At 68.8% G+C, this 26067-nt stretch carries 23 protein-coding genes; 18 read left to right on the top strand and 5 right to left on the bottom strand.

Translation table 11 applies throughout. The annotated features are described in order from the left end of the window. Positions 1–3 precede the first annotated feature (3 nt). Positions 4–2232: a (Fe-S)-binding protein gene (locus tag ACYVF3_RS06590; protein WP_461153294.1), complete on the bottom strand. Its 2229-nt coding sequence runs from the start codon at positions 2230–2232 to the stop codon at positions 4–6. 376 nt (positions 2233–2608) lie between these two features. Here ACYVF3_RS06590 and ACYVF3_RS06595 point away from each other — a divergent pair, with 376 nt between their 5' ends. From ACYVF3_RS06595 to ACYVF3_RS06625, 7 genes are all read left to right on the top strand, one after another. Then, positions 2609–3025, top strand: a complete 417-nt coding sequence (locus tag ACYVF3_RS06595; RefSeq protein WP_461153295.1) for a DUF1707 SHOCT-like domain-containing protein — start codon at positions 2609–2611, stop codon at positions 3023–3025. Positions 3026–3102: 77 nt separating this feature from the next. Then, on the top strand, positions 3103–3426 hold the full coding sequence (locus ACYVF3_RS06600; protein WP_461153296.1) for a DMT family transporter: 324 nt from the start codon (positions 3103–3105) through the stop codon (positions 3424–3426). A 5-nt stretch (positions 3427–3431) separates the two neighbouring features. Continuing rightward, positions 3432–4016 carry a TetR/AcrR family transcriptional regulator gene (locus ACYVF3_RS06605; RefSeq protein WP_461153816.1) on the top strand — a complete coding sequence of 195 codons (585 nt, stop codon included), beginning with the start codon at positions 3432–3434 and terminating at the stop codon, positions 4014–4016. 230 nt (positions 4017–4246) lie between these two features. Next, positions 4247–6130: a molecular chaperone DnaK gene (dnaK, locus tag ACYVF3_RS06610; protein WP_461153297.1), complete on the top strand. Its 1884-nt coding sequence runs from the start codon at positions 4247–4249 to the stop codon at positions 6128–6130. Positions 6131–6147: 17 nt separating this feature from the next. Then, positions 6148–6855, top strand: coding sequence for a nucleotide exchange factor GrpE (gene grpE, locus ACYVF3_RS06615; protein WP_461153298.1), 708 nt, complete (start codon positions 6148–6150; stop codon positions 6853–6855). Positions 6856–6880: 25 nt separating this feature from the next. Then, a complete protein-coding gene (gene dnaJ, locus ACYVF3_RS06620; RefSeq protein ID WP_461153299.1) occupies positions 6881–8089 on the top strand; it encodes a molecular chaperone DnaJ in 1209 nt (402 codons plus the stop codon). A gap of 44 nt (positions 8090–8133) precedes the next feature. Beyond that, positions 8134–8562: a heat shock protein transcriptional repressor HspR gene (locus ACYVF3_RS06625; RefSeq protein WP_461153817.1), complete on the top strand. Its 429-nt coding sequence runs from the start codon at positions 8134–8136 to the stop codon at positions 8560–8562. Between the two features lie 141 nt (positions 8563–8703). Here ACYVF3_RS06625 and ACYVF3_RS06630 read toward each other — a convergent pair whose 3' ends face one another. Next, on the bottom strand, positions 8704–9876 hold the full coding sequence (locus ACYVF3_RS06630) for an FAD-binding oxidoreductase (RefSeq protein ID WP_461153300.1): 1173 nt from the start codon (positions 9874–9876) through the stop codon (positions 8704–8706). 238 nt (positions 9877–10114) lie between these two features. Between ACYVF3_RS06630 and ACYVF3_RS06635 the strand changes: the two genes are divergently transcribed. The 5 genes from ACYVF3_RS06635 to ACYVF3_RS06655 all read left to right on the top strand — a co-directional run bounded on the left by ACYVF3_RS06635 (position 10115) and on the right by ACYVF3_RS06655 (position 15844). Then, positions 10115–10879: a pyridoxamine 5'-phosphate oxidase family protein gene (locus ACYVF3_RS06635; RefSeq protein ID WP_461153301.1), complete on the top strand. Its 765-nt coding sequence runs from the start codon at positions 10115–10117 to the stop codon at positions 10877–10879. Between the two features lie 390 nt (positions 10880–11269). Continuing rightward, positions 11270–11734: a MarR family winged helix-turn-helix transcriptional regulator gene (locus tag ACYVF3_RS06640; RefSeq protein ID WP_461153302.1), complete on the top strand. Its 465-nt coding sequence runs from the start codon at positions 11270–11272 to the stop codon at positions 11732–11734. Between the two features lie 122 nt (positions 11735–11856). After that, complete coding sequence (locus ACYVF3_RS06645; protein ID WP_461153303.1) at positions 11857–12348, top strand: MarR family winged helix-turn-helix transcriptional regulator; 492 nt, start codon at positions 11857–11859, stop codon at positions 12346–12348. Continuing rightward, positions 12345–14861 carry an MFS transporter gene (locus tag ACYVF3_RS06650; RefSeq protein WP_461153304.1) on the top strand — a complete coding sequence of 839 codons (2517 nt, stop codon included), beginning with the start codon at positions 12345–12347 and terminating at the stop codon, positions 14859–14861. Before ACYVF3_RS06645 ends, ACYVF3_RS06650 begins: the two co-directional genes overlap by 4 nt. A gap of 116 nt (positions 14862–14977) precedes the next feature. Next, entirely contained in the window at positions 14978–15844 is an 867-nt protein-coding gene (locus ACYVF3_RS06655) for a YceI family protein (protein ID WP_461153305.1), read from the top strand. A 100-nt stretch (positions 15845–15944) separates the two neighbouring features. On the opposite strand, the gene ACYVF3_RS06660 is transcribed toward ACYVF3_RS06655, so the two are convergent. After that, positions 15945–17522 carry an alanine/glycine:cation symporter family protein gene (locus ACYVF3_RS06660; protein ID WP_461153306.1) on the bottom strand — a complete coding sequence of 526 codons (1578 nt, stop codon included), beginning with the start codon at positions 17520–17522 and terminating at the stop codon, positions 15945–15947. A gap of 225 nt (positions 17523–17747) precedes the next feature. On the opposite strand from ACYVF3_RS06660, the gene clpB reads away from it, so the two are divergent. Next, positions 17748–20333: an ATP-dependent chaperone ClpB gene (gene clpB, locus ACYVF3_RS06665; protein ID WP_461153307.1), complete on the top strand. Its 2586-nt coding sequence runs from the start codon at positions 17748–17750 to the stop codon at positions 20331–20333. Between the two features lie 93 nt (positions 20334–20426). On the opposite strand, the gene ACYVF3_RS06670 is transcribed toward clpB, so the two are convergent. After that, a complete protein-coding gene (locus tag ACYVF3_RS06670; RefSeq protein WP_461153308.1) occupies positions 20427–21632 on the bottom strand; it encodes an MFS transporter in 1206 nt (401 codons plus the stop codon). Between the two features lie 94 nt (positions 21633–21726). Here ACYVF3_RS06670 and ACYVF3_RS06675 point away from each other — a divergent pair, with 94 nt between their 5' ends. The 5 genes from ACYVF3_RS06675 to ACYVF3_RS06695 all read left to right on the top strand — a co-directional run bounded on the left by ACYVF3_RS06675 (position 21727) and on the right by ACYVF3_RS06695 (position 25164). Further along, positions 21727–22347: a TetR/AcrR family transcriptional regulator gene (locus ACYVF3_RS06675; protein WP_461153309.1), complete on the top strand. Its 621-nt coding sequence runs from the start codon at positions 21727–21729 to the stop codon at positions 22345–22347. Between the two features lie 109 nt (positions 22348–22456). Beyond that, positions 22457–23155, top strand: coding sequence for a type III secretion system chaperone family protein (locus ACYVF3_RS06680; protein WP_461153310.1), 699 nt, complete (start codon positions 22457–22459; stop codon positions 23153–23155). Between the two features lie 33 nt (positions 23156–23188). Next, positions 23189–23962: an SDR family NAD(P)-dependent oxidoreductase gene (locus tag ACYVF3_RS06685; protein ID WP_461153311.1), complete on the top strand. Its 774-nt coding sequence runs from the start codon at positions 23189–23191 to the stop codon at positions 23960–23962. 18 nt (positions 23963–23980) lie between these two features. After that, positions 23981–24523 carry an orotate phosphoribosyltransferase gene (gene pyrE, locus ACYVF3_RS06690; RefSeq protein ID WP_461153312.1) on the top strand — a complete coding sequence of 181 codons (543 nt, stop codon included), beginning with the start codon at positions 23981–23983 and terminating at the stop codon, positions 24521–24523. Beyond that, the gene (locus ACYVF3_RS06695) at positions 24520–25164 is read left to right on the top strand and encodes a TrmH family RNA methyltransferase (RefSeq protein WP_461153313.1); all 645 of its coding nucleotides are present in this window, start codon (positions 24520–24522) and stop codon (positions 25162–25164) included. Before pyrE ends, ACYVF3_RS06695 begins: the two co-directional genes overlap by 4 nt. 180 nt (positions 25165–25344) lie before the next feature. Here ACYVF3_RS06695 and ACYVF3_RS06700 read toward each other — a convergent pair whose 3' ends face one another. Further along, complete coding sequence (locus ACYVF3_RS06700; RefSeq protein WP_461153314.1) at positions 25345–26016, bottom strand: DedA family protein; 672 nt, start codon at positions 26014–26016, stop codon at positions 25345–25347. Between the last annotated feature and the right edge of the window lie 51 nt (positions 26017–26067).

Genomic DNA, 26067 nt, shown 5'->3' on the forward strand with positions numbered 1-26067 from the left:
CGGTCAGCTGCTGGCCGGTTCCGGTTCTTCGGCGCCGTCCTTCTTGTCATCGCCGCGCTTGACGGCGTTGAGCAGGAGCTGGGCGACGTCGAGGACCTCGACGGACTCGTCGGCGGCCTGCTCGCTCTTCCGGGTCGTGACACCGTCGGAGAGCATCACCTTGCAGAACGGGCAGCCCGTGGCGATCTTCGAGGGGGCAGTGCCCAGGGCCTCGTCGACGCGCTCCAGGTTGATCCGCTTGCCGATGCGCTCCTCCATCCACATGCGGGCACCACCGGCACCGCAGCACATGGAGCGCTCCTGGTGGCGCGGCATCTCGCGGAAGGTCGCGCCCGCGGCGCCGACCAGGTCGCGCGGCGGCGTGTAGACCTTGTTGTGCCGTCCCAGGAAGCAGGGGTCGTGGTAGGTCACGTCCTCGGCGACCGGGGCGACCGGGGTCAGGCGCTTCTCGCGGACCAGCTTGTTCAGCAGCTGCGTGTGGTGCACGACCTCGTAGTCGCCGCCGAGCTCGGAGTACTCGTTGGCGAGGCTGTTGAAGCAGTGCGCGCAGGTCGCGACGATCTTGCGCTTGCCCGGCTCGCGGCCCTCGAACACTCCGTTGAGGACCTCGACGTTCTGCTGGGCCATCATCTGGAAGATGAACTCGTTGCCCGCGCGGCGAGCGGGGTCACCGGTGCAGGTCTCCTCCGGGCCCAGCACCTTGTACTTCACGCCCGCCATGTGCAGCAGCTCGGCGACGGCCTGGGTGGTCTTCTTCGCGCGGTCCTCGAAGGCGCCGGCGCAGCCGACCCAGAACAGGTACTCGTCGTCGTCGGCGAGCTCACCGTCGAAGACCGGCACCTCGAAGTCCAGGTCCTCGGTCCACGCAAGGCGGTCCTTGGCGTTCTGGCCCCACGGGTTGCCCTTGTTCTCCAGGTTCTTGAACATCCCGCCGAGCTCGGTCGGGAAGTTCGACTCGATCATGACCTGGTAGCGGCGCATGTCGACGATGTGGTCGACGTGCTCGATGTCGACCGGGCACTGCTCGACGCAGGCACCGCAGGAGGTGCAGGACCACAGCACCTCGGGGTCGATGACGCCCATCTCCTCCGGGCCGCCGACCAGCGGGCGCTCGGCCTCGGCCAGCGCCAGCGCGTCGATCTTGCCCAGCTTCTCCTCGGCGCCGTCACCGGTGATGCCGACCTCGTCGCCGGCCATGTCCTTGCTGCCACCGGCCAGCAGGTACGGGGCCTTGGCGTAGGCGTGGTCCCGCAACTGGGTGATCATCATCTTCGGCGACAGCGGCTTGCCGGTGTTCCAGGCCGGGCACTGCGACTGGCAACGACCGCACTCGGTGCAGGTCGTGAAGTCCAGCCAGCCCTTCCAGGAGAAGTCCTCGATCTTGCCCGCGCCGAACACGTCGGTGTCCGGGTCGGCTTCCTCGAAGTCCAGCGGCTTGCCGCCCGACATCATCGGCTTGACCGCGCCCAGGGCGACGTCGCCGTCGTCCTCGCGCTTGAAGTAGATGTTGAAGAACGCGGAGAAGCGGTGCCAGGCCACACCCATCGTCATGGTGCGGGCGACGACGATCAGCCAGACGGTGGCGCTCATCAGCTTGATGAAGGCGAAGACCGAGACGAGGTTCTCGCTGGCGGGCAGCAGCTGCCCGATCGGGCCCGAGGCGAACTCGGCCCACAGCGGCATCTCGTGCACGCCCAGCGCGGCCTTGGCGGCGCGGACACCGATGATGCCGATGCCCTCGACGAGCACCACGGCCTCGATGAAGTAGGCCCACTTGAAGTTGGAGCCCTGGAAGCGCGAGACGCGCCCGGCCTTGCGCGGGTGGTTCGCCTGGCGGATCGCCATCAGCACCAGGATGCCGACGATCGTGCCGACGCCCAGGAACTCCATCACGAAGTGGAAGATCGCCAGGTCGTCGAGGATCGGCCAGCCCCAGGTGGGGACGAAGACTTCGCCGTAGGCCTCGAACAGGGCAAGGGAGCCGAGCAGGAAGCCCCACATGACCAGCCAGTGCCACACACCGACGTTGCGGAACTTGTTCATCCGGGTGTGCGCGGCGAACTCCTTGACCAGCGTGGCCAGACGCGCGAGAGCCGGAGCGTTCCGGGTGCCGTCGGGTTGCCCGAGGCGGATGATCCGCACGAATCGGGCGATGGTCATGGCGAACATGCTCCACGCGACGACGCCGAGCGCGACTGAGATCGCGCCAAGCGTGATCTGCACAGCACCCATGCTCGTGGCCTCCTGTTTCGGGGGTTGTCCGTTTGGGGAGCGTACGCCCTGTTACCCGCTGGTAACCACGGGGGCCCGGGCGCGAAATTCGGGAACAGACGGTGATTCTGCGAGACCCCGGGTTGAAAAACTACTTGGGCAATCGTTCAGGTTTCTGCTATTTTCGCTGCGGCGACGACCTCGGCGCGGACGTGCGGGACGCCGGGTGTTTCCGGAGTTGTCGCTGTTGAACGCCGGGGTGCCTGGGGCGCGGATCGCGGTTCCACCACCGCGGCGGTGCCGATCAAGGCAAACTGATGGGAAGATGTGCGATTTTCGCCACGTCATTGATCGAGTGAACGTGATGGCCGGTCACTCGGCACCTGGGGGTGAGGACATGGTTGTCCCGAACGACGGAGGCATGCGGGCGTCCGACTCCGACCGCGAGGAGGTCGCCGGACGGCTGCGGACCGCGCTCGACGAGGGGCGGCTGACCGTCACCGAGTACGACGAGCGGCTCCAGCGCGCCTACGGGGCGGCCACGCTCGGCGAGTTGCGCCCGCTGACCGGCGATCTCCCCGTTCCCCAGCCGTCCGCCGAGGTCGTCGCCCGCGACGAGCACAAGGCGAAGGTGTCCAAGGAGTGGCGGGACTGGGCAGGCGGAGCGGTCATCATGATCGCGATCTGGGGCGTGACCTCAGTCGTCTCCGGTGACCTCAAGTTCTTCTGGCCGGTGTTCCCGCTCGCCATCTGGGCGGCCATCGCCGTGGCCATGACCATCGAGGGTCCGCGCAAGAAGCACGACGACGACTGACCCCCGCTCTTCCCGGGGCGGGGCACCCGTGCGTTCATGAAGTTGGGCGATCGCCCACATTTCTCGGAGGAGGGTCCGTGGCGTACCTGCTGCTGGTGCTGGCCATTTGCAGCGAAGTCGTGGGGACGGTGTCGCTGAAGCTGTCCGAAGGCTTCAGCAAGCTCGTCCCGTCGGTGGCGGTCGTGATCGGCTACGCGGTCGCGTTCACCGCCATGAGCGCAGTGCTCAAGCTCGGATTGCCCGTCGGCGTCGTCTACGCGATCTGGGCGGGAGCGGGGGTCGCGCTGGTGGCCATCATCGGCGTGGTGTTCTTGGGCGAGTCCATCACCGCGGTGCAGGTCGGCGGCATCGCGCTGATCATCGGCGGGGTCATCGCACTGGAACTGGGAGGCGCGCATTGACGGAGGTGACCGACGGGCGGCGGCTCAAGGGCGAACGCCGTCGCCGCGCGATCGTGGACGCGGCCCTGCGGCTCGTGGCCCGCGAGGGCGTCGGCGCGGTCACGCACCGCAACGTCGCACGTGAGGCGAGCGTCCCACCCGCGTCGATCGCGTACTACTTCAACGGCATCGACGACCTGCTCGTCGCCAGCCTGCTCGACGGCTGCGAAGGGCTCGTCGAGCAGATCGTGGCCGTGCGCGAGGAGGTCACCGACAACGCCCAGTGGCCGCGCGCCGTGGCCGAACTGCTCGTCCGCATGATCAGGGATCACCGCGAACGCACGCTCGGCGAGTACGAGCTCTACCTGCTCGCCGCCCGCAGGCCCGCGCTGCGCCCCGCCGCCCGCCGCTGGATCGAGCTCATCCGGGGCAGCATCAACAACGGTCAGGGCGGCGACGACCCGGTCATCACCGCCTTCATCGCCGGCATGGACGGACTCCTGCTCCAGGCCCTCATCGCCGACGAGTCCCCCGAGGTCGATGACCTCGAACCGGTCCTGCGCTTCCTCATGCACCCCTACGACTACCTCGGCGTCCAGCCCTCGGCCTGAGGTCCGCCCGAGCTGGCCGGGGGATCTTCCGGCGTGTCGGCTGGGTCACGCGACAGGTGCTTCGGGAACTGATCCCGCTGGTCAGGCGTTGTCCTGGCAGAAAGCTTGAGTGGCACTTGCTCAACCCCGTTTGACGGTGCGCAAGTGTTCTGGGTAAAACTTGAGCGAGCAAGGCTCAAGAGATCGAAGCGGCTCTTGAGCGCACTGACTAAGTACTGGAGGAACCACCCATGGCGCGAGCGGTCGGTATCGACCTGGGGACGACCAACTCCGTCGTTTCCGTCCTGGAGGGCGGTGAAGCGACGGTGATCGCCAACTCCGAGGGCTCGCGGACCACGCCGTCCATCGTGGCCTTCGCGAAGAACGGCGAGATCCTCACCGGTCAGCCCGCGAAGAACCAGGCGGTCACCAACGTTGACCGCACCATCCGGTCGGTCAAGCGCCACATGGGCACCGACTGGAAGGTCGGCATCGACGAGAAGGACTACACGCCGCAGGAGATCTCCGCGCGGGTCCTGATGAAGCTCAAGCGCGATGCCGAGGCCTACCTGGGCGAGGAAGTGACGGACGCGGTCATCACCGTCCCCGCCTACTTCGAGGACGCGCAGCGGCAGGCCACCAAGGAAGCCGGCCAGATCGCCGGGCTCGACGTGCTGCGCATCGTCAACGAGCCGACCGCCGCCGCGCTGGCCTACGGCCTGGACAAGGGCGAGTCCGACCAGACGATCCTGGTCTTCGACCTCGGTGGCGGCACCTTCGACGTGTCGCTGCTGGAGATCGGCGAGGGCGTCGTCGAGGTCCGCGCCACCTCCGGTGACAACCACCTCGGTGGTGACGACTGGGACGAGCGCATCGTCGAGTGGCTGGTCGAGAAGTTCAAGTCGTCCAACGGGATCGACCTGACCAAGGACCGCATGGCCATGCAGCGGATCAAGGAAGCCGCGGAGAAGGCCAAGATCGAGCTGTCCTCCTCGTCGACCGCGAGCATCAACCTGCCCTACATCACCGTCGACGGCGACAAGAATCCGCTGTTCCTGGACGAGACGCTGTCCCGCGCCGAGTTCCAGCGCATCACCTCCGACCTGCTCGAGCGCTGCCGCAAGCCGTTCGAGGCCGTCATCCGCGACGCGGGCATCAAGCTCTCCGAGATGGACCACGTCGTGCTCGTCGGCGGTTCCACCCGCATGCCCGCCGTGTCCGAGCTGGTCAAGGACCTGACCGGCGGCCGCGAGGCGAACAAGGGCGTCAACCCGGACGAGGTCGTGGCCGTCGGTGCTTCGCTGCAGGCCGGTGTGCTGCGCGGTGAGGTCAAGGACGTCCTGCTGCTCGACGTCACCCCGCTGTCCCTGGGCATCGAGACCAAGGGCGGCATCATGACCAAGCTGATCGAGCGCAACACCACGATCCCGACCAAGCGCTCCGAGACCTTCACGACCGCTGATGACAACCAGCCGTCGGTGCAGATCCAGGTCTTCCAGGGCGAGCGCGAGATCGCCGCGCACAACAAGAAGCTCGGCATGTTCGAGCTGACCGGTCTCCCGCCGGCGCCGCGCGGTGTGCCGCAGATCGAGGTCGCCTTCGACATCGACGCCAACGGCATCGTGCACGTGTCCGCCAAGGACCACGGAACGGGCAAGGAGCAGTCGATGACGATCACCGGCGGCTCCGCGCTGCCGAAGGACGACATCGAGCGCATGGTCTCCGACGCCGAGGCCCACGCCGAGGAGGACAAGAAGCGTCGCGAGGAGGCCGAGGCCCGCAACCAGGCCGAGACGCTCGTCTACCAGACCGAGAAGGTCCTCAAGGAGAACGACGAGAAGCTGCCCGAGGAGACCAAGACCAAGGTCCAGGGCGCGATCGACGAGGTCAACGAGGCGCTCAAGGGCGAGGACGTCGACGCCATCTCCGGCGCCGTGGAGAAGCTCGCCACCGAGTCGCAGGCGCTGGGCCAGGCCCTCTACGCCGACGCCGGTGCCGACGCCGCGGGTGCCGCCGGTGCTGGTGCTGGTGACGCGGCCGGCGAGGCCGGTGCCGGTTCGTCCAGCTCGTCGGCCAAGGACGACGACGTGGTCGACGCCGAGATCGTCGACGACGAGGACGAGAAGAAGAAGTGACTTCGGACAGGCCCGAAATGTCGCGCAACGAAGGCGAGGAGCAGGAGCCGGTGGTCGTCCGGGATCGGCGTCGCATCGACCCCGAGACCGGCGAGCGCCGGACACCTGCTCCGAGCGGAGACGAGGCTCAGGTGTCCGAAAGCATTTCCGGAACTCTCGACGACGAGGTCGTCCAGGCCGACGAGTCGGCGGATCAGCCCGCTGCGGACAGTGCCGCCGAGGGGGGCGAGCCCACCGGCCTGGAGAAGCAGGTCGACGAGCTCACCGCCGACCTCAAGCGGGTCACCGCGGAGTACGCGAACTACCGCAAGCGCGTCGAACGCGACCGCGAGTCGGTGATCGCCGCGGCGAAGGCGTCCGTCGCCGGTGACCTGCTGACCGTGCTCGACGACCTGGAACGGGCCGAAGCGCACGGCGACCTCAACGGGGCGTTCAAGGCCGTGGCCGACAAGCTCGTCGGCACGCTGAACTCCGCGGGCCTGGAGGGCTTCGGTGCCGAGGGCGACGAGTTCGACCCCTCGGTCCACGAAGCCGTCCAGCACACCACCTCGCCGGAGGTCTCGGGGCCCACGGTCACCACCGTGATGCGTCGCGGCTACCGGTTCGGCGAGCGGGTGCTGCGCCCGGCCATGGTCGCGGTGACCGACTACGAGGCCGACGACACGGCTGCGGGTGCTGCGCCCGCAGCCGGGCCGGAGTCCACCGAGTCCACCGAACAAGAGTGATCAGGAGCGGGAGGAGGAGCGTCCGGTGAGTGCCAGGGAATGGCTCGACAAGGATTTCTACGCTGAGCTGGGCGTCTCCTCCGATGCTTCGTCCGAGGACATCAAGAAGGCGTACCGGAAGCTGGCGCGGGAGAACCACCCCGACGCCAACCCCGGCAACGCCCAGGCCGAGTCGAAGTTCAAGGCGGTCTCCGAGGCCTACGGAGTGCTGTCCGACCCCGACAAGCGCAAGCAGTACGACGAAGCCCGGCGGCTCTTCGGAGCCGGCGGCCTCGGCGGTGCGGGCGGTGGCTTCGGTGGTCCGGGCGGCGGCTTCGGCGGTCCCGGTGGGGCCGGTGGTGGCTTCGACCTCGGCGATCTCTTCGGCGGGCAGCAGGGGGCCGGTGGCCTGGGCGACCTGTTCGGCGGGTTGTTCGGCAACCGGCGACCCGGCGGCGGCGCTGGTGCCGGCGCCGGCCCGAGCACGGCCAGCAGGCCGCGGCGCGGAGCCGACGTCGAGACCGAGGTGCGCATCGACTTCTACGAAGCGGTGCGCGGAGCAACGGTCCCGCTGCGGCTGTCCAGCCCGGCGACCTGCCAGACCTGCCGCGGTTCGGGCGCCAAGCCCGGCACGCGGCCGCGCGGCTGCTCGACCTGCGGCGGATCCGGCCTGGTCACCCGCAACCAGGGCGCGTTCGCGTTCAGCGAGCCGTGCCCGGACTGCCGGGGACGCGGCCAGGTCATCGACACCCCGTGCGAGGACTGCTCGGGCGAGGGGATCAGCAGCCGCACCCGGACGCTGACCGTGCGCATCCCGCCAGGGGTGGAGGACGGTCAGCGGATCCGGCTGGCCGGGCAGGGCGAACCGGGACGGCAGGGCGCCACCGCGGGTGATCTGTTCGTCGTGGTGCACGTCGGCGGCAACAAGGTGTTCGGACGATCCGGTGATGATCTGACGATCACCGTGCCGGTCACCTTCCCGGAGCTCGCGCTGGGCACTACGTTGACCGTGCCGACCCTGGACGGGAAGGTCTCGCTGAAGGTTCCCGCCGGAACCAGCAGCGGACGGACCTTCCGGGTGCGTGGCAAGGGCGTGGGCAGGAAGGCCGGTGGCAACGGGGATCTCCTGGTGACGCTGCAGGTCGCGGTGCCGTCGAAGCTCGACGACAAAGCGGCCGAGGCGCTCGCCGAGTACGCCGAGGCCACCGCTGACCACGACCCGCGCAGCGAGCTGAACGAGTTGCTCGGGAGGTAAGCATGGCCGGCCGCATGACGGGTCCTGGTGGGATCGGACCGGAGATGGGATTCGCGTTCCCACCCGGTTCCAACGAGGACACCCCGATGTTCGTGATCTCGGTGGCCGCGCAGCTGTCCGGTCTGCACGCGCAGACGCTGCGCAGCTACGACCGACTCGGACTGGTCTCACCCGGGCGCACCGCGGCCGGCGGCCGGCGCTACTCGCTGCGCGACATCGCGCTGCTGCGCGAGGTCCAGCGTCTCTCCCAGGAGGAGGGCGTCAACCTCGCCGGGATCAAGCGCATCATCGACCTGGAGAACCAGGTCGACGCGTTGCAGGCCAAGGTCCAGGAGCTCTCCGAGGAGATCGCCGCGGCCTACGCGGCGGCCGATTCAGCGGCGGCCCAGATCCACGCCTCCTACCGCAGGGACCTGGTCCCGGTGCGCCAGGAGACCGCGCTGGTCGTCTGGAAGCCCAACCGCAAGCGGTAACCGGCTGAACGAGCAGCCGTCGGAACTGACGAAGGGCGTCTCCCCTGGTGGGAGGCGCCCTTCTCGCGCGAGGCCCAGTTTTAGTCCAAACCGAGCCATGATCATGTCCGTTATGTCGGCTCAGTTTGGACTAAAACTGGCTCAGTCCAGGGTGAACGGGTCGTAGCGGATGCGGTCTAGGGCCGTGCCCGCTACGAGCATCTTGGAGACCGTGGCGCGGATCATGGCCGGTGAGCCGGAGACGAGGACGTCCCAGTCCTCCCAGGCGCCGTAGCGGGAGACGACGTCGGCGATGGTGCCGTGCTCGACGCCGTCGACGTCCGGATCGTTCTCCAGCACGGCCGTGATCGTCAGCCACGGGTTGTGCATGGCGATGCGCTGGAGGTTCTCCAGGTCGTAGAGGTCCTCCTGGGTGCGACCGCCGTAGAAGACCTGCACGCGCGGGTTCTCGCCGTACTGGGCGAGGTCGTCGATGATCGCGCGCAGCGGCGCGATGCCGGTACCGCCGGCGATCATCAGGATGTCCGGCGAGTTCTCCCGGTCGACGGTCAACCGGCCCATCGGCGAACCGATCCGCCACTGGTCACCCGGCTTGGCGTGGCCGACCAGCGCACGGCTCACCCAGCCGCTGTCGACGGCGCGGACGTGGAACTCCATCACGCCGTCCTCGCCGGGCGCGTTCGCCGGCGACAGGTAGCGCCACATCCGGGGCCGCTGCGGGGCCTCGACGCTGACGTACTGGCCGGGCAGGTACGGCACCGGGTGGTCGGTCTGCACGCGGATCACGGCGAGCTCCCAGCTCAGCCGCTCGTGGTGCATGACCTGGCCGGTGTACCAGGCGGGTCCGTCGTCCGCGGCCGCCGCTTCGGTCATCGCCGAGGCCATGACCGTGTAGGCCTCAGCCCAGGCGCGTTCGACCTGGTCGGTCCAGGTGTCACCGGCGTAGCGCTTGATGGCCGCGAGCAGCGCGGTGCCGACCGCCTCGTAGTGCTGGGTGATGACACCGAACTTCCGGTGGTCGCGCCCGAGCTGCTGCAGGAACGGCAGCAGCTCGTCGGGCTTGTCGACCATCTGGATGAAGTGCACGAGCGCCCGAAGCAGGCGGCTGCGCTGCACCTCCATGTTGGCGGCGAACAGCTCGCGGGTGTGCGGCGCGATGCTGAACAGGGTTCCGTAGAAGAACTTCGCCACCTCGTCAGCGTGCGGTTCGACCACCGCGTAGCTCTCGCGGATGAGTCGAACCATCTTGCTCACGCCGGAGTTGGACGGCTCGTTGTTCGGGGGTGGACCGGGGCTCAGTACGGCGTTCGTCATCGTTTCGCGCGCAGTCTTCTCCACGTTGGCGGCAAGCACCTGGGGTGAGGCGCAACCGCTACCTGCAAACGTCCCCCGACATCAGGAGCGACCCTAACTCCTGATCGGAAGCACGTCTGCCTTGATGGCACTTTCGAGTGCTTTGTAACTACTTCGCGTAGATAATCCATCAATCGGTCGGGGGAAAGCTAGTGGGCAAGCTGTTACCGGACGGGGTGACGTGACACTGTGGTCCGCCGTGACCCCCGATCACAGCACTCCAGCAGGCATGGCCTCCGCGGCCATGCTGGACCTCGAGTTATCCGACACCGTCCCGACCCCCGTCCCGATGCCCGCCCGCTACCCCGAGCCGCAGCTCACCGACCCGTTCGAGCAGGAAACCCCGACCCTGCCCGGATCCGCAGGTGAGCACCTGCTCCAGAGCGCCTACGGCAGTCAGAAGCGGGCCCGCCGCTTCTACGACGACCAGGTGCTCGACCGGCTCAACGACGAGATGAAGCAGTTCATCGGCCGCATGGAGCTGGCGTTCGTCGCCACCTCCGACGCCCGCGGCGAGTGCGACTCCAGCCTGCGGGCCGGGCCGCCCGGCTTCATCGAAGTCCTCGACGACCAGCACGTCTGCTACCCCGAGTACCGGGGCAACGGAGTGCTCGCCAGCCTCGGCAACATCAGCGAGAACCCGCACGTCGGCATCCTGCTGGTGGACTTCGTCACCGACCTGATCGGTCTGCACGTCAACGGCAAGGCCCGCATCGTCGAGGACGCTGACCTGCGCGGCATCTACCCCGCGCTGCCGTCCGAGTTCGACCGCGGCCGCACGCCCGAGCGGTGGGTGGTGGTGCAGGTCGAGGAGGCCTACATCCACTGCCGCAAGCACATACCCCGGATGATGCCGGTCCTGCGGGAGCGGACCTGGGGTACCGATGATGTGAAGCGCAAGGGTGGGGACTACTTCGGAGCCAAGGGCATGCCGCGTCCCTGGCACGAGGTCTCCGCTCGTTGATCTTGATCCTGCCTGCTTGATTGCAGGGGGATCGGCTGCGGGTGCCGTCTTTGGTCTCGTCGTACTGACAAGACTCAGTGGTCTTGCTGCGTGGCGGTGCCGGAAGCGGAACCTCAGACGCCTTCTGGGTCCGGGATCCGAGACTTGAGTATGGAACAGATACGCGGCGCTACGGCTGTCCTCCCCAGAAGGCGTCTGAGAACCCGCGGCGGTGCCGGTTGCTTGCGTGGGGCACTGAGGAAGCACCTTCGGTGCTTGCCTGACGTGGGTTGGCATTCGTCTTCTCGGTGTTGACCTCGTGTTGGGTTGACTGATGTGCGGGCTGGTGCTCTCGGGGCTCGTCGCGCTCCCTAGAGTGGGGCGAAACGGTCGCAAGGTGCGGAGAGTGACGTGAGCGAGCAGGACGACGAGATCGCCGAGGATCCCGCGCGCCGCGAAGCGGCCGAGGGGATCGAACGCGAGCTGGTGATGATGTTCCGCAACGCGCGGAACCTCTCCACCCACGTCGCCGCGCTGGTGCACCCCGACCTCGACCCGGCGTCGTACACGATGCTGCTGATGGTCGCCAACGAAGGCCCGCTGCGGGGCATGGACCTGGCCGGACGCACCGGTCTGGACAAGTCGACGGTCTCCCGGCAGATCGCCACCCTCGTCGACCTGGGGCTGCTGGAGCGCGCGCCGGACCCCGACGACGGTCGCGCACGCCGCATCCAGCTCTCAGACCTGGGGCAGGAGCGCTTGGAGCGGGTGCGCGCCGAGCGGCGCAAGCACCTCCACGGCCAGTTCGCCAGCTGGAAAACCCAGGACCTCGCGGATCTCGCGCGCTTGCTGGGCAAGCTCAACCAGACCGGATGAAACATCACTGATCAGGCAAAACGGCCAAAATCGGCCGGTGGTGCGAGTCACCCGGATATCAGTTGCGTGCTGCAACCAAGTGGTCCTATGGTTGTCTTCAGCAACTAAAAGGATGGGCTCGCATGGGACCGACACCAGAGACCTGTGGTGAGCTGCTCCGCCCACTCCGCGCCTTGATGGGCCTCAAGCAGGTCGCGCTGCAACGGGGGTTGCAGCTCTCCGATCAAGTGCCCTACGCGGCGGCCGGACTGCTCACCGAGCTCGTGCACCGCGGCGAATGCCGGGTCTCCGACCTCGCCCACCACCGCATCGTCGACGCATCGGTGGTGAGCCGGCAGGTGAACCAGCTCGAACAAGCCGGACTGATCACGCGGCGGCCAGACCCCGCCGACCGCCGCGTCTCGCTGCTGCGGACCACCGAGGTCGGCGATCAGGTCGTCGCCGACCTCGAGCAGAAGAAGGCGGAGTGGATCGGTGAAGCGCTGGTCGGCTGGGAGGACACCAAGGTCCGCGAACTGGCCAGGTTGCTCGGCGACGCGATGTCGGACATCCGCCGCCACACGATCGAAGACGGAGATCACGCAGACTCCGGGATGAGGGAAGGAACCCGATGACCAGCTCGACGGAGACGGCGCCCAGGGTGTCGACTCAACCGAGCGCGCCGCACGAGTCGGCCCAGGACCAGGCGATGTCGCACCGCCAGATCCTGGAGGCCATGTCAGGCCTGATGTTGGCGCTGTTGGTCGCCATCCTCAGCTCGACCATCGTGTCCAATGCGCTGCCGCGGATCATCGCCGACCTGCACGGAACCCAGGGCCAGTACACCTGGGTCGTCACGGCGATGCTGCTGACCTCCACGGCCTCCACCCCGCTGTGGGGCAAGCTCTCCGACCTGTTCAGCAAGAAGCTGCTGTACCAGATCGCGATCACCATCTTCACCGTCGGCTCGGTGGCCGGCGGGTTCGCGCAGTCGATGGAGACCCTGATCGGTTTCCGCGCCCTGCAGGGCATCGGCATGGGCGGTCTGCAGGCGCTGATCCAGGTCGTGATCGCGGCGATGGTCCCGCCGCGCGACCGCGGTCGCTACAGCGGCTACATCGGCGCCACCTTCGCGGTGGCCACCGTCAGCGGCCCGCTGGTCGGCGGCGTCATCGTCGACACCCCGTGGCTGGGATGGCGCTGGTGCTTCTGGGTCACCGTGCCGATCGCCGTCATCGCCTTCATCGTGCTGGGCCGGGTGCTCAAGCTGCCGGTGATCAAGCGCGACGTGAAGATCGACTGGTTCGGCGCGCTGTTCCTGGTCGGCGGTGTCTCGCTGCTGCTGATCTGGGTCTCGCTGGCCGGCAAGAACTTCGACTGGCTCTCGCCCGAGACCGGCTACATCGTCGGCGGCGGTGTTCTGGCGCTGATCATCGCGGTGATCATCGAGTCCAAGCACAGCGAGCCGATCGTGCCGCTGAAGATGTTCCGCAACCCCACGGTCACGATGGCCACGCTCGGCACCGTCGCGGTCGGCACGGCCATGTTCGGCGGCGCGGTGTTCCTGGGGCAGTACTTCCAGATCGCGCGCAGCTTCAGCCCCACCACCGCGGGTCTGATGACGCTGCCGATGGTCGGCGGTTTGTTCATCTCGTCCACGGTCAGCGGCCAGGTCATCTCCCGCTACACCGGCAGGACGAAGCCGTTCCTCGTGGGCGGCTCGATCGTGATGATCATTGCGATGGGGCTACTGAGCACCGTCAATCACGAAACGAACCTGGTGCTCATGGGGGTCTTCCTCTTCCTGATGGGCACCGGAGTGGGCATGCTCATGCAGAACCTGGTGCTGGCGGTGCAGAACGCCACCAGCGCCAAGGACATGGGCTCGACGACGTCCGTCGTCACCTTCTTCCGCACCTTGGGAGGTTCGGCTGGTGTGTCGGTGCTAGGCGCTGTGCTGGCCACCCGCGTCCAGGACTACATCATGGAAGGCCTGGCGAAGATCCCCGGCGCGGCGCAGGCCGCTGCCGCAGGTGGCGGCACCGGATCGCTGGACGTGGGACACCTCCCCGGGCCGATCCAGACCATCGTCCGCGCGGCGTACGGGGATGCCATCGGCGACATCTTCCTCATCTCGGCGTGCATCTCCGTGGTCACCTTCGTCGCGGTGCTGTTCATCCGCGAGAAGCCTTTGCGGACGACGATCGAGAGCAACGAGGAAATGGAGACGGCTTCAGTGGCCGCACAAGAAGAGGGCCGGGAGAACGGCAGGCACAACGGTGCCCACCTGAACTCCGCGCAGACCAGCCCGTGGACCGAGCCGTCGATCCCGTCGTTCGCCTCCAACGGCGCAGCGCTGACCGGCCGGTTCGCCGACGGTCACGAGCCGGCTCAGCGCGTCGTGCACGGCGTCGTCCACGACTCGATCGGCACGCCGGTCTCGGGCGTGGTGCTGACCCTCACCGACGCCAACGGGCGCCAGGTGGAGCGGGCCCGCACCGACAACGACGGCGAGTTCCACTTCGCCGTCGACAACGGCGGGACCTACGTGCTGATCGCCTCCGGTGGCAGCTACCAGCCGACGGCCTCGATGGTGGTCGTCTCCGACCGCCCGGTGCGGCACGACGTGCAGCTGCTGGGCGCCGGTGAGCTCAGCGGCCTGGTGCACGTCGGCGGGGTCGGCGTTCCCGGCGCGATGGCGGTGCTCACCGACGTGCGCGGTGAGGTGGTGGCCACCGACGCCACCGACGCCGACGGCGGGTACGGCTTCTCCGACTTGGTCGGCGGCTCCTACGCGCTGACGGTCACCGCCGACGGATACCGCCCGATGGCCCACCCGATCGTGGTCACCGACGGGGAGCGGGTGCGGCTCGACGTCGCGCTGCAGACCGGTGCGCAGCTCAGCGGCGTGATTCGGTCGGCCAACCTCGGCGTGCCGGTCCCGGACGCTCGGGTGACGTTGCTGGACGGTTCGGGCGCGGTGGTGGCCGCGGGCACCACCGACATCGACGGCAACTACCACTTCACCGACCTGCCCGACGGCGAGTACACGGTGATCGCCAGCGGCTACCCGCCGGTCGCGGGTTCGCTGCGGCTGACGGGCCAGGAGACGTCGCACGACGTCGACCTGGGCTACCCCGAAGGCTGATCGCGCTCGCACCACCCGTAGGTCACGGTCGCGCTGCGGCGGGCGGGAACGACTGGACGTCGGCCCGCCCGCCGAGCAAGATCATGATCAGCTCTGCTTCAAAGGAGTGTTTTCAGATGGATCTCGGCCAACCGCAGGCCGCGGCTGACAACGGCCAGACCGGGTCAGCTCGGGGTTCTGGAGCGGTGACCGCGTCGGTGCGCGGCAGTGACGGATGGCCGGTGCCGGAGGCGGTGCTCACCGTCATCGACGGTGGCGGCGCGCAGGTCGCGCGGGCGCAGGGTGATGCGCAGGGATCGGTGATGGTCTCCGGCCTCCCGGCCGGCGCCTACACGGCGATCGTCACCGCCATCGGTCACGAGCCCGTCGCCCGCACCACCCTGGTGCACGAGGGCGCCACGGCCGGTCTCGGCGACGTGGAGGTCCGCCGCGTCGGCGGCGCGGACCTGCCCGCACCCGGGCTGTGGCGGATCGACCCGATCCACTCCTCGATCCAGGTCACCGCCAAGCACCTGGGGCTGAGCAGCATCCACGGTCGCTTCAACGAGTTCTCCGGCGAGGTGCGGATCGGCAACCCGATCGAGAATTCGCTGGTCGAGGCCCGCATCACCGCCGACACGATCGACACCGGCAACACCATGCGCGACGACCACCTGCGCTCCGAGGACTTCCTCAACGTCGCCGAGCACCCGGAGATCAGCTTCCGCTCCACGGGGATGCGCCCCCGCGGGGGTGACAAGTGGGACCTGGCGGGTGAGCTCACCATGCTCGGCGTCAGCAAGCCGGTCATGCTGGACACCCGGTTCGACGGCGTCGGCGCCGACATGTGGGGCGGTACCCGCGCTTCGGCGTCGGCGGTCGCGCAGCTGCGCCGCGACGACTTCGCGGTCCGCTTCAGCCAGTCGCTCAAGAGCGGCATCGCGGCCGTCGGAACGACCCTCCGCGTGCAGATCGACATCCAGGCGGTGCACGAGGAGGGGTGAGCGAGGAGCGGTCTGCTGTGGCTGGCTCGACCGCTCCGCGAAAGAAGAAGCCGTGCGCACGTCGGGGGTGCGCACGGCTTCTTCGCGTTGAAGTCCGGGATCAGACCCCGGACTTCTCGTCGACCTTGCGGACCTCGCCGGAGCGGATCTTGGCCTTGTAGGCGGCCAGCTCCTTCTTGACCACCGGGATCATGATGTAGAGCCCGATGATGTTGAACAGGGCGAGCAGGAACAGCACGGCGTCGGTGAAGTCCATGACGCTGCTCAGGCTCAGCACCGAACCGACGATCACGAACAGGCAGAACACCACGTTGTAGATGTTCCGGCTCGCCGAGGTGTTGCCGAACAGGAACAGCCACGCGCGCTGGCCGTAGTAGCCCCAGGTGATGATCGTGGACACGGCGAAGAGCACGACCGCCACGGTCAGCACGTAGGGGAACCAGGGCAGGACGCTGGCGAAGGCCTCGGAGGTCACGGTGACGCCGTCCGGCTCCTCACCGCCCGCCAGCACCGCCTTCTGGCCTTCGACCCACAGCTGCGGCTGCGCGATGACGATGGTCAGCGCGGTCATCGTGCAGATGATGACGGTGTCGATGAAGGGCTCCAGCAGCGCGACCAGGCCCTCGGTGGCGGGGTGCTGGGTGCGGACCGCGGAGTGCGCGATCGGCGCCGAGCCGATACCGGCCTCGTTGGAGAACGCGGCGCGCTGGAAGCCGACGATCAGCACACCGATGAGACCGCCGAAACCGGCCTCCGGGGTGAACGCGCCCTGGACGATGGCCACGACCGCATCCGGCACCGCGGTGATGTTGACGCCGATGACCGTCAGCGAGGCCAGGACGTAGATGATCGCCATCGCCGGGACCAGCTTGCTGGTCACCGAGCCGATGGACTTGATGCCGCCGACCACGACCGAGCCGACGATGATCGCCAGGATGATGCCGAAGATCAGCGCGGCGCCGTCCGAGCCGAGCAGGCCCTGATCGCCGCCGGTGACGTCGCGCACCTGGGCGAAGGTCTGGTTCGCCTGGAACATGTTGCCGCCGCCGACGCCGAACAGCAGGATCATGATCGCCGCCAGCACGGCGAGCACCTTGCCCAGACCGCGGCCGAAGGCGTTGGGGATCTGCTCGGCGAGGCCCTTGCGCAGGTAGTGCATCGGACCGCCGTGGACGTTGCCGTTGGCGTCGATCTCGCGGTACTTCACACCGAGGGTGCACTCGACGAACTTGGTCGCCATACCGAGCAGGCCGCAGAGGATCATCCAGAAGGTCGCACCGGCGCCGCCGACGGTGACCGCGACACCGACACCGGCGATGTTGCCCAGACCGACGGTTCCTGACAGGGCTGAGGCGAGCGCTTGGAAGTGGTTGATCTCGCCCGGTTCGTCCTTGCTGGTGTACTTGCCGCGGACCAGGTCGACCGCGAGCTTGAAGTTCCGGATCTGCACGAAGCCGAAGACCAGGGTGAACACCGTCGCGGCGATCACCAGCCAGGCCACGATCCACGGGAAGGTCACGCCTAAGACGGTGATCTCACCGAACACGAACCCGGAGAAGCCCTCCGAGATCGGCGTGAAGACGTTGTTGATGGTGTCCTCGATGCGGGCGAGCGGGCCGGCGTCGGCCGCGAGGATGAGTTCGCCATCCGGTGGCGGTGGCGCCAAGGTGTAGGTCATGGCGCATCAGCCAAGCGAGTGACGTGATCCAAAGCAAGTACGTAGCGTAACAATATGTCGACTTTTCGCCCGATTGGTCGCACCTCTCGTTGACGCGTCGTGAAAAGCGAGAAAAGGTGTGAATCTCCCTTGAGCGGAACCGGCTCAACTTTTGTTACGTTGGACGTGTGGAGTCTGGCGCCGACAAGCGGGATGGCCAGGCGCAAAACCGGCACGAGGTGAGGAATGGACGCGTTCAACCCCACGACGAAGACCCAGCAGGCGATCTCCTCCGCGGTCCAGGCCGCCACGGTGGCGGGCAACCCGGACGTCGGCCCCGCCCACCTGCTCGGCTCCCTGCTCGCCCAGGGCGACGGGTTGACCGCGCCCCTGCTCAGCGCAGTCGGGGCCGAGGTCGGTGATGTGCGGCGCGAGCTCGAATCGCTGACGAACTCGCTGCCCGCCGCGACCGGCAGCACGGTCGGCGCCCCGCAGCTGTCCGGCGAGTCGGTCAAAGCGCTCTCCCACGCGCAGCGCCTCGCCACCGAGATGGGCGACGAGTACGTCTCCACCGAGCACCTGCTGGTCGGGCTCGCCGCCGAGGGCGGCCGCGTCGCCGACCTGCTGCGCAAGCACGGCGCCACCCCCGACGCCCTGCGCGAGGCCTTCACCGAGGTGCGCGGCTCCGCACGCGTGACCAGCCCGGACCCGGAGGGCACCTACCAGGCGCTGGCGAAGTACGGCCAGGACCTCACCGAGCGGGCCCGCGCCGGCGAGCTCGACCCGGTGATCGGCCGGGACGCCGAGATCCGCCGGGTCGTGCAGGTGCTGTCCCGCCGGACCAAGAACAACCCGGTGCTCATCGGCGAACCCGGAGTCGGCAAGACGGCCATCGTCGAAGGGCTCGCGCAGCGGGTCGTCGCAGGCGACGTGCCCGAATCGCTGCGCGGCAAGCGGGTCATCTCCCTCGACCTCGGCTCCATGGTGGCGGGTGCCAAGTACCGCGGTGAGTTCGAGGAGCGGCTCAAGGCGGTGCTCAAGGAGATCACCGACTCCGCGGGCCAGGTGATCACCTTCATCGACGAGCTGCACACCATCGTCGGCGCCGGTGCCTCCGGCGAGGGCGCGATGGACGCGGGCAACATGATCAAGCCGATGCTGGCCCGAGGCGAGCTGCGCATGGTCGGCGCGACCACGCTCGACGAGTACCGCGAGCACATCGAGACCGATGCCGCGCTGGAGCGGCGCTTCCAGCAGGTGCTGGTCGGCGAGCCCAGCCCGGAGGACGCCGTCGCGATCCTGCGCGGGCTCAAGGAGCGCTACGAGGTCCACCACGGCGTCCGGATCACCGATGGCGCGCTGGTGGCCGCCGCGACCCTGTCCGACCGCTACATCACCGCGCGGTTCCTGCCGGACAAGGCCATCGACCTGGTCGACGAGGCCGCGTCCCGGCTGCGGATGGAGATCGACTCGCGGCCGGTGGAGATCGACGAGGTCGAGCGCGCCGTGCGACGGCTGGAGATCGAGGAGATGGCGCTGGCCAAGGAGTCCGACCCGGCCTCGGTCGAGCGGCTCGCCTCGCTGCGCGCCGAACTCGCCGACCGGCGCGAGAAGCTCTCCGGGCTCACCGCGCGCTGGCAGCAGGAGAAGGAGTCCATCGACAAGGTCCGGGACCTCAAGACCCAGCTGGAGCAGCTGCGCGGCGAGTCCGAGCGCGCCGAGCGCGACGGCGACCTCGGCAAGGCCGCCGAACTCCGCTACGGGCGCATCCCGGCGCTGGAGAAGGACCTGGAATCGGCCACCCGCGCGCAGACCGAGCGCAAGGCGATGCTGCAGGAGGAGGTCACCGCCGACGACGTCGCCGACGTGGTCAGCGCCTGGACCGGCATCCCCGCCGGGCGCCTGATGGAGGGCGAGACCACCAAGCTGCTGCGCATGGAGGACGCCCTCGGCGCCCACGTCGTCGGTCAGGACGAGGCGGTGCGCGCGGTCTCCGACGCGGTCCGGCGCACCCGCGCCGGTGTCGCCGACCCCGACCGGCCGACCGGATCGTTCCTGTTCCTGGGTCCGACCGGCGTCGGCAAGACCGAGCTGGCCAAGGCGCTGGCCGGGTTCCTGTTCGACGACGAGCGGTCGATGATCCGCATCGACATGAGCGAGTACTCCGAGAAGCACTCGGTGTCGCGCCTGGTCGGCGCCCCGCCCGGCTACGTCGGTCACGACCAGGGCGGTCAGCTCACCGAGTCGATCCGCCGCAGGCCCTACTCGGTGGTGCTGTTCGACGAGGTGGAGAAGGCCCACTCCGACGTCTTCGACGTGCTGCTGCAGGTCCTCGACGACGGGCGGCTCACCGACGGCCAAGGGCGCACGGTCGACTTCCGCAACACGATCCTGGTGCTGACCTCCAACCTCGGCTCGCAGGCCATCGCCGACCCCAACCTGAGCGAGCGGGACCGCGACGACGCCGTGATGTCGGTGGTGCGCGGGCACTTCAAGCCCGAGTTCCTCAACCGGCTCGACGACGTCGTGGTGTTCCACCAGCTCAACACCGAGGAGCTCACGTCCATCGTGGACATCCAGGTGGACCGGCTGGCCAAGCGGCTCGCGCAGCGGCGGCTGACCCTCGACGTCCAGCCGGCGGCCCGGGACTGGCTCGCGCTCAACGGTTTCGACCCGGTCTACGGTGCCCGCCCGCTGCGCCGCCTGGTGCAGTCGGCGATCGGCGACCAGCTCGCCCGCAAGCTCCTGGCGGGCGACATCCGCGAGGGCGACAAGGTCCGCATCGACGTCACCGACGACAACGGCGCCCTCACGGTCGACACCACCACCTGACCCCGCAGACGCGGTCTCGTGGTCACGGGAGGTTTCGGGTCGGGCTTCTCGTTCGGGGGGGTGGGGAAGTTTTCATGAAAACTTCCCCACCCCTCACCGGCGGTAGGTGGACAGGGCCGCGGTCGCGGCGAAGAGCGAAGCCGCCGCCGTGAAGACCAGGGTGGCCGTGGTCAGGTCCGTGACCGTGCTGATGTAGCCGAGCACGACCGCGGGGACCGTGGCCGAGAGGTAGGCGACGACGTAGATCATCGCCGCGGTGCCCGCCCGCTGGTGCGGCGCGGCCAGCCCGGTGAGCATCCGGAAGGCGCCCATGAACATCAGCCCCCAGCCGATGCCGAGCACCGCCGCGGACGCGAAGAACAGGTCGGCGTGGCTGGAGACGACCGCGCCCGCGACACCGGCGAGCGCGATGATCATCAGCGCCGCGCCGACGCGCACCGCCCGCGCGGCGGGCCAGCGCGCCAGCAGCAGCTGGGTGAGCCCACCGACGCCTGCCAGCACCGCCACCGGCAGACCGCTGATCAGGCTCGGGTCGTCGTGCACCATGCCCTTGGCCACCGAGGGGGCCAGCGACATGAACATCCCGCCGACGGTCCACGAGGCCAGCACCATGGTCGACATCAGCGCGAACCGGCCGCCCTGCCCGGCGGGCACGACCGGCCTGCGCGGCCGCAGCGCCACGCGCAGCGAGCTGACCTCCAGCACCGGTTCCGGCATCGCCAGCACGAGCGGGACCGCCACCGCGAAACCGACCGCGAGCAGCAGGTAGGTGGTCAGCATCGGCCCCGGGGCGAACTGCACCAGGACGCCGGACAGCAACGACCCTCCGGCCATGCCGAGCGCGGCGGCGACACCGTTGAGCAGCGAACCCCTGCTGGTCCCCGGCCGCTGGAAGTCCAGCAGCGCGCCGCTGATCGCGCTCGTCGCCGCACCGGTCGCCAGGCCCTGCAGGACGCGACCGGCGAACAGCCAGCCGACCCCGGGCGCCAGCGCCAGCACCAGGACCGCGGCGATCTCCACGACCAGCGCGCCCACCAGCACCGGGCGCCGCCCGACGTGGTCGGACAGCGATCCGCACAGCAGCAGCGCCACCAGGATCGCCACCGAGTAGGAGGCGAAGACCTCCGTCAGCACGGTGTTGGTGAAGCCCCATCGCTGCTGGTAGAGCGAGTACATCGGGGACGGCGCGGTGGAGGCCATCAGGAACAGGGCGTAGACGGCGCCGATGAGCCAGAACGAGCCGGAACGTGACAGTCCTCGCTCGCGCTGCGGGCGGGGGCGAACCAGTTCGGTCGTCATGGGGTTCCTCTGCGCTCGATCGGGGCCGGTGGGGTCCGGTGAACGACAACCTCTTAGCGGAACGAACCATTCCGCGCGGCGTAGCCTTGTGGCTATGGCCACAGCAGCGATCGAGCGCGACGACGCTGTCATCCGAGCCGCCCGAGAGGTGTTCGCCGAGCACGGGATGGCCGCTCCGATGACCGAGGTCGCTCAGCGCGCCGGAGTCGGCGTGGCCAGCATCTACCGCCGCTACCCGAGCAAGGACGCACTCGTCGAGCAGGTGCGCATCGCCGCGTTCCGCCTGGTGATCGCCGAAGCCGAAGCGGCCAGCGCCGAGGAGGGCGACCCGTGGCGGGCGCTGAGCCGGTTCATGCACCGCTGCTTGCGGGAGGGCTCGGGCATCGGCACCGTGCTGCCGCAGCTGGAGAAGCGGCACACCTTCTCGGCTGAGTTCCGCGACCTGCAGCAGCGGGTCGCGGAGGTGATCGAAGCCCTCGTCGAGGACGCCCAGCGCGCCGGGCAGCTGCGCTCCGACGTCGACTGGACCGACGTCCTGCTGCTGTTCAAGCACCTCAACCCGTCGTTGCCGACCAGCGAGCCCCGCCGGGCCGAACTGCGCACCCGCTACCTGGGCCTGGTCCTGGAGGGGCTGCGATCGGAAGGGGCGGCGCTCCGCGGTCCCGCTCCCGACGCGGCCGAGTGGCGCGCGCTGTGCGACAACCGCGCCGAGTGATCTCGCCGCGATCCGGTTTTCGCACGTCAAGGTCAACCGAACGAGCGGTTCGGATTCGGATGCCCAGGTGATCTTCGAGTTCCGCGATGTTCGGACTACCCTGCCCGGTGTGGGCATACCTGCGTGGCTCTGGTTCCTAGTCGCCGTCGTCGCGATCGTCGCCGGCGTCGCGCTGCTGATCTCCGACCGGTCGCAGCGCACGTCGAACAACCGGGAGCGGCGCCGCTGGGCGGCGCTGCGCGGTTGGCAGTTCGCGGAAGTCGACCGCGTCCTGCCGACGCGGTGGGAGCGCGGCGTGCTCGCCCAGTACGGGACGAGCAGCGCGACCGACGTCGTCGCCGGCTCGACGTTCACCGCTGACGGACGCCGCCAGGTCTACGTGCTGGACCTCGAGGCCGGCGGCAAGAACGTCGCCGTCCTGGTGGGCGTGCGCTGCCGCCGCACCACCCCGGCGACCATCGAGCTGTGGCTCCCGGACGTGCCGGTCCCCCAGGACACCGGGCTGGACCTGCTGGGCCCGGTCGGTTCGCGCTACGCCTTCGTCACCGAGGTCGCCGCCGCCCGCCCGCTGGTCACCGCCGACCTGGTCGACGCCACCGAGGAGATCGGCCAGGACGTCACCGTGGTGTGGCTGGAGAACGACTGGGTGCTGGCCGCCCTGCACCCCGCCGACGCCGACCCGGCGCGCCTGGAGCGCCTGCTGCGCGACCTCGGCGATCTCGCCGACCTCGTCGACCCGTTCGACAGCGATCCCAACGAGGCGAAGGCGCAGGACGAGGCCGAGGAGCCCTCCGAGCACATCCAGTAGGGGTCCACTTACGAGACCGGGTAGGTTCGGCCCATGCCTACCGCACTCGTTACCGGCGCCACCGCGGGCATCGGCCGCGCCTACGCACGTCGCCTGGCCGCCGAGGGCCACGACATGGTCCTGGTCGCGCGCGATGCCGAACGGCTCGAAGAGCTCGCCGACCGGCTGCAGACCAGGCACAACGTGCGGGTCGACGTCCTGCGCGCCGACCTGTCCGACGCGCAGCAGCGCGCCCGGGTCGCCGAGCGCCTCGCGGACCCGGCAAAGCCGGTCGACGTGCTGATCAACAACGCCGGGTTCGGCACCGGCGGCGCCTTCTGGGACATGACGCCCGAGGTGCTGCAGCGGCAGCTGGACGTCAACGTCGCCGCCGTGCTGGAGCTGACCCACGCGGCGGTGCGCGGGATGCGCGAGCGCGGGCGCGGTGACGTGGTCAACGTGGGCAGCGTCGCCGGGTTCTTCACCGTCTCCGGCTCCACCTACGCCGCCAGCAAGGCGTACGTGATCGCCTTCTCCGAGGGGCTCGCCACGTCGCTGGCGGGTACCGGCGTGCGGATCATGGCGCTGTGCCCCGGCTTCACCCAGACCGAGTTCCACGAGCGCGCGGGCCTGGAGATGGGCAAGCTGCCGCGCGCTTTCTGGCTGCAGGCCGACCAGGTGGTGCACGAGTCGCTGGCCGACCTGCGCGCGGGCAAGCCGGTGTCGATCCCGGGAGCCCAGTACAAGGCGCTCGTCGCGGTCGGACGGCTCATCCCGAAGAAGCTGCAGCGCATGGTGGTCACCCGCACCGTCCCCGGCCGGACCTGAGAACTATCCTCGAGCCTCGTGGTGAACGAGAAGCAGCGCTCCGAACTGGCCCGTCTGGTCAAGGAGCTCGCGGTGGTGCACGGCAAGGTGACGTTGTCCTCCGGCAAGGAGGCCGACTACTACGTGGACCTGCGCCGGGCGACCCTGCAGCACCAGGCGGCCCCGCTGATCGGGAGTCTGCTGCGGCAGATCACCGCTGACTGGGACTACACCGCCGTCGGCGGACTCACCCTGGGCGCCGACCCGGTCGCCGCCGCCATGATGCACGCCGACGGTCCCGGCCTGGACTGCTTCGTCGTGCGCAAGGCCGCGAAGGCCCACGGGATGCAACGCCAGATCGAGGGGGCGGACGTCGTCGGCAGGCGGGTGCTGGCGGTGGAGGACACCTCGACCACCGGGGGCAGCGTGCTCACCGCCGTCGAGGCGCTGCGCGAAGGCGGCGCCGAGGTGATCGGAGTCGCGACCGTCGTCGACCGGGACACCGGTGCGCGCGAAGCGATCGAGGAAGCCGGTCTGCCCTACCGCACGCTGCTGGGGCTGTCCGACCTCGGACTGGCGTGAGCGAGGACGTCGGGCCCACCGAGTGGGGCACCAGCGTCGGCGTCGGGCCGTGGGAGGGAACCTGGCCCGACGATGAGCGCTACGACCCGGAGCTGCTGGAGCACGGCGACCGGCGCAACGTCGTCGACCACTACCGCTACTGGAAGCGGGAGGCGGTCGTGGCCGACCTCGACCGCAGGCGGCACGAGTTCCACGTGGCCATCGAGAACTTCCAGCACGACCACAACATCGGCACCGTGGTGCGCACCGCCAACGCGTTCCTGGCCAGGGCCGTGCACATCGTGGGCCGTCGCCGGTGGAACCGGCGCGGCGCGATGGTCACCGACCGGTACCAGCACGTCCACCACCACCCGGACGCCGAGTCGCTGAGCGCGTGGGCGCGGGACGAGGGGCTGTCCGTGGTGGCGGTGGACAACGCGCCGGGCGCGGTCCCGGTCGAGCGCGCCGAGCTGCCGCGCCGCTGCGTGCTGCTGTTCGGCCAGGAGGGCCCGGGCCTGCACGAGGAGTCCCGCCGGGAGGCGGACCTGGTGGTGTCCATCGCCCAGTTCGGCTCGACCCGCTCCATCAACGCCGGCGTCGCCGCAGGCGTCGTCATGCACACCTGGGTCCAGCAACACGCCGACCTCACCCAAGCCTGGTGAGACCGTTCCCAGCTTTAGTCCAAACTGAGCGGACATTTCGGGCATGATCATGGCTCGGTTTGGACTAAAACTGGGATTTCACGCGAAGGAGCCGGGCACCCGCGGTGGGGATGCCCGGCTCTGTTCGAGAGGTGCGTCTGAGGTTCCTCAGGGGCGCGTCTCGCGTCTGGGTGCGCTGCGTCAGGCTGCTTCTCGGGCCTTCTCGCGGCGTCCCTTGATGTACTCGATGATGATCGGCACGATCGAGATCACCACGATGATGATCGCCATCGACTCGATGTTGTTGCGGATCCACGGGATGTTGCCCAGGAAGAACCCGAGCAGCGTCATGCTCAGGGTCCAGGCCACACCGCCGATGGCCGAGTAGCTGAAGAACTTCTTCTGATCCATCTGGCCGATGCCGGCCACGGCCGTGATGAACGTGCGGACGATCGGCACGAAGCGGGCCAGGATGATCGCGCGGGCGCCGTACTTCTCGAAGAAGGCGTGCGTCTTGTCCACGTGCTCGCGCTTGAACAGCTTCGAGTCGGGTTTGTTGAACATCGCCGGGCCGACCTTGCGCCCGATCCAGTACCCCGTCACGTTCCCGACGAACGCGCACACCGCGAGCAGCACGCAGACCAGCCAGATCGGCGTGTTGATCGAACCGGTGGCGACGAACAGGCCGGTCACGAACAGCAGCGAGTCACCCGGCAGGAAGAACCCGATGAGCAGGCCGCACTCGGCGAAGATGATCAGGCAGACGCCGATCAGCGCGAACGGGCCCAGACCAGAGACGATGTTCTCCGGATTCAGCCAATCCGGAAGCAGAGCGAGCGCGGGCTGTGCCGCGGCGGCGAATTCGGTCGTCACGCTTGCCAACGGTACCGTGACGCCGGTGTGCCCGGATTCCGGGAGAGCAAT

The sequence above is a fragment of the Saccharopolyspora tripterygii genome (assembly GCF_054778355.1).

Bases quoted from the DNA above. Each gene is read 5' to 3' on its own strand.
- ACYVF3_RS06670 (WP_461153308.1), bottom strand. From the start codon at position 21,632: ATGACGACCGAACTGGTTCGCCCCCGCCCGCAGCGCGAGCGAGGACTG.
- ACYVF3_RS06595 (WP_461153295.1), top strand. From the start codon at position 2,609: ATGGTTGTCCCGAACGACGGAGGCATGCGGGCGTCCGACTCCGACCGC.
- grpE (WP_461153298.1), top strand. From the start codon at position 6,148: ATGTCGCGCAACGAAGGCGAGGAGCAGGAGCCGGTGGTCGTCCGGGAT.
- clpB (WP_461153307.1), top strand. From the start codon at position 17,748: ATGGACGCGTTCAACCCCACGACGAAGACCCAGCAGGCGATCTCCTCC.
- dnaK (WP_461153297.1), top strand. From the start codon at position 4,247: ATGGCGCGAGCGGTCGGTATCGACCTGGGGACGACCAACTCCGTCGTT.
- ACYVF3_RS06630 (WP_461153300.1), bottom strand. From the start codon at position 9,876: ATGACGAACGCCGTACTGAGCCCCGGTCCACCCCCGAACAACGAGCCG.
- ACYVF3_RS06645 (WP_461153303.1), top strand. From the start codon at position 11,857: ATGGGACCGACACCAGAGACCTGTGGTGAGCTGCTCCGCCCACTCCGC.
- ACYVF3_RS06590 (WP_461153294.1), bottom strand. From the start codon at position 2,232: ATGGGTGCTGTGCAGATCACGCTTGGCGCGATCTCAGTCGCGCTCGGC.
- ACYVF3_RS06625 (WP_461153817.1), top strand. From the start codon at position 8,134: ATGGGATTCGCGTTCCCACCCGGTTCCAACGAGGACACCCCGATGTTC.
- ACYVF3_RS06660 (WP_461153306.1), bottom strand. From the start codon at position 17,522: ATGACCTACACCTTGGCGCCACCGCCACCGGATGGCGAACTCATCCTC.
- ACYVF3_RS06685 (WP_461153311.1), top strand. From the start codon at position 23,189: ATGCCTACCGCACTCGTTACCGGCGCCACCGCGGGCATCGGCCGCGCC.
- ACYVF3_RS06675 (WP_461153309.1), top strand. From the start codon at position 21,727: ATGGCCACAGCAGCGATCGAGCGCGACGACGCTGTCATCCGAGCCGCC.
- ACYVF3_RS06655 (WP_461153305.1), top strand. From the start codon at position 14,978: ATGGATCTCGGCCAACCGCAGGCCGCGGCTGACAACGGCCAGACCGGG.
- ACYVF3_RS06650 (WP_461153304.1), top strand. From the start codon at position 12,345: ATGACCAGCTCGACGGAGACGGCGCCCAGGGTGTCGACTCAACCGAGC.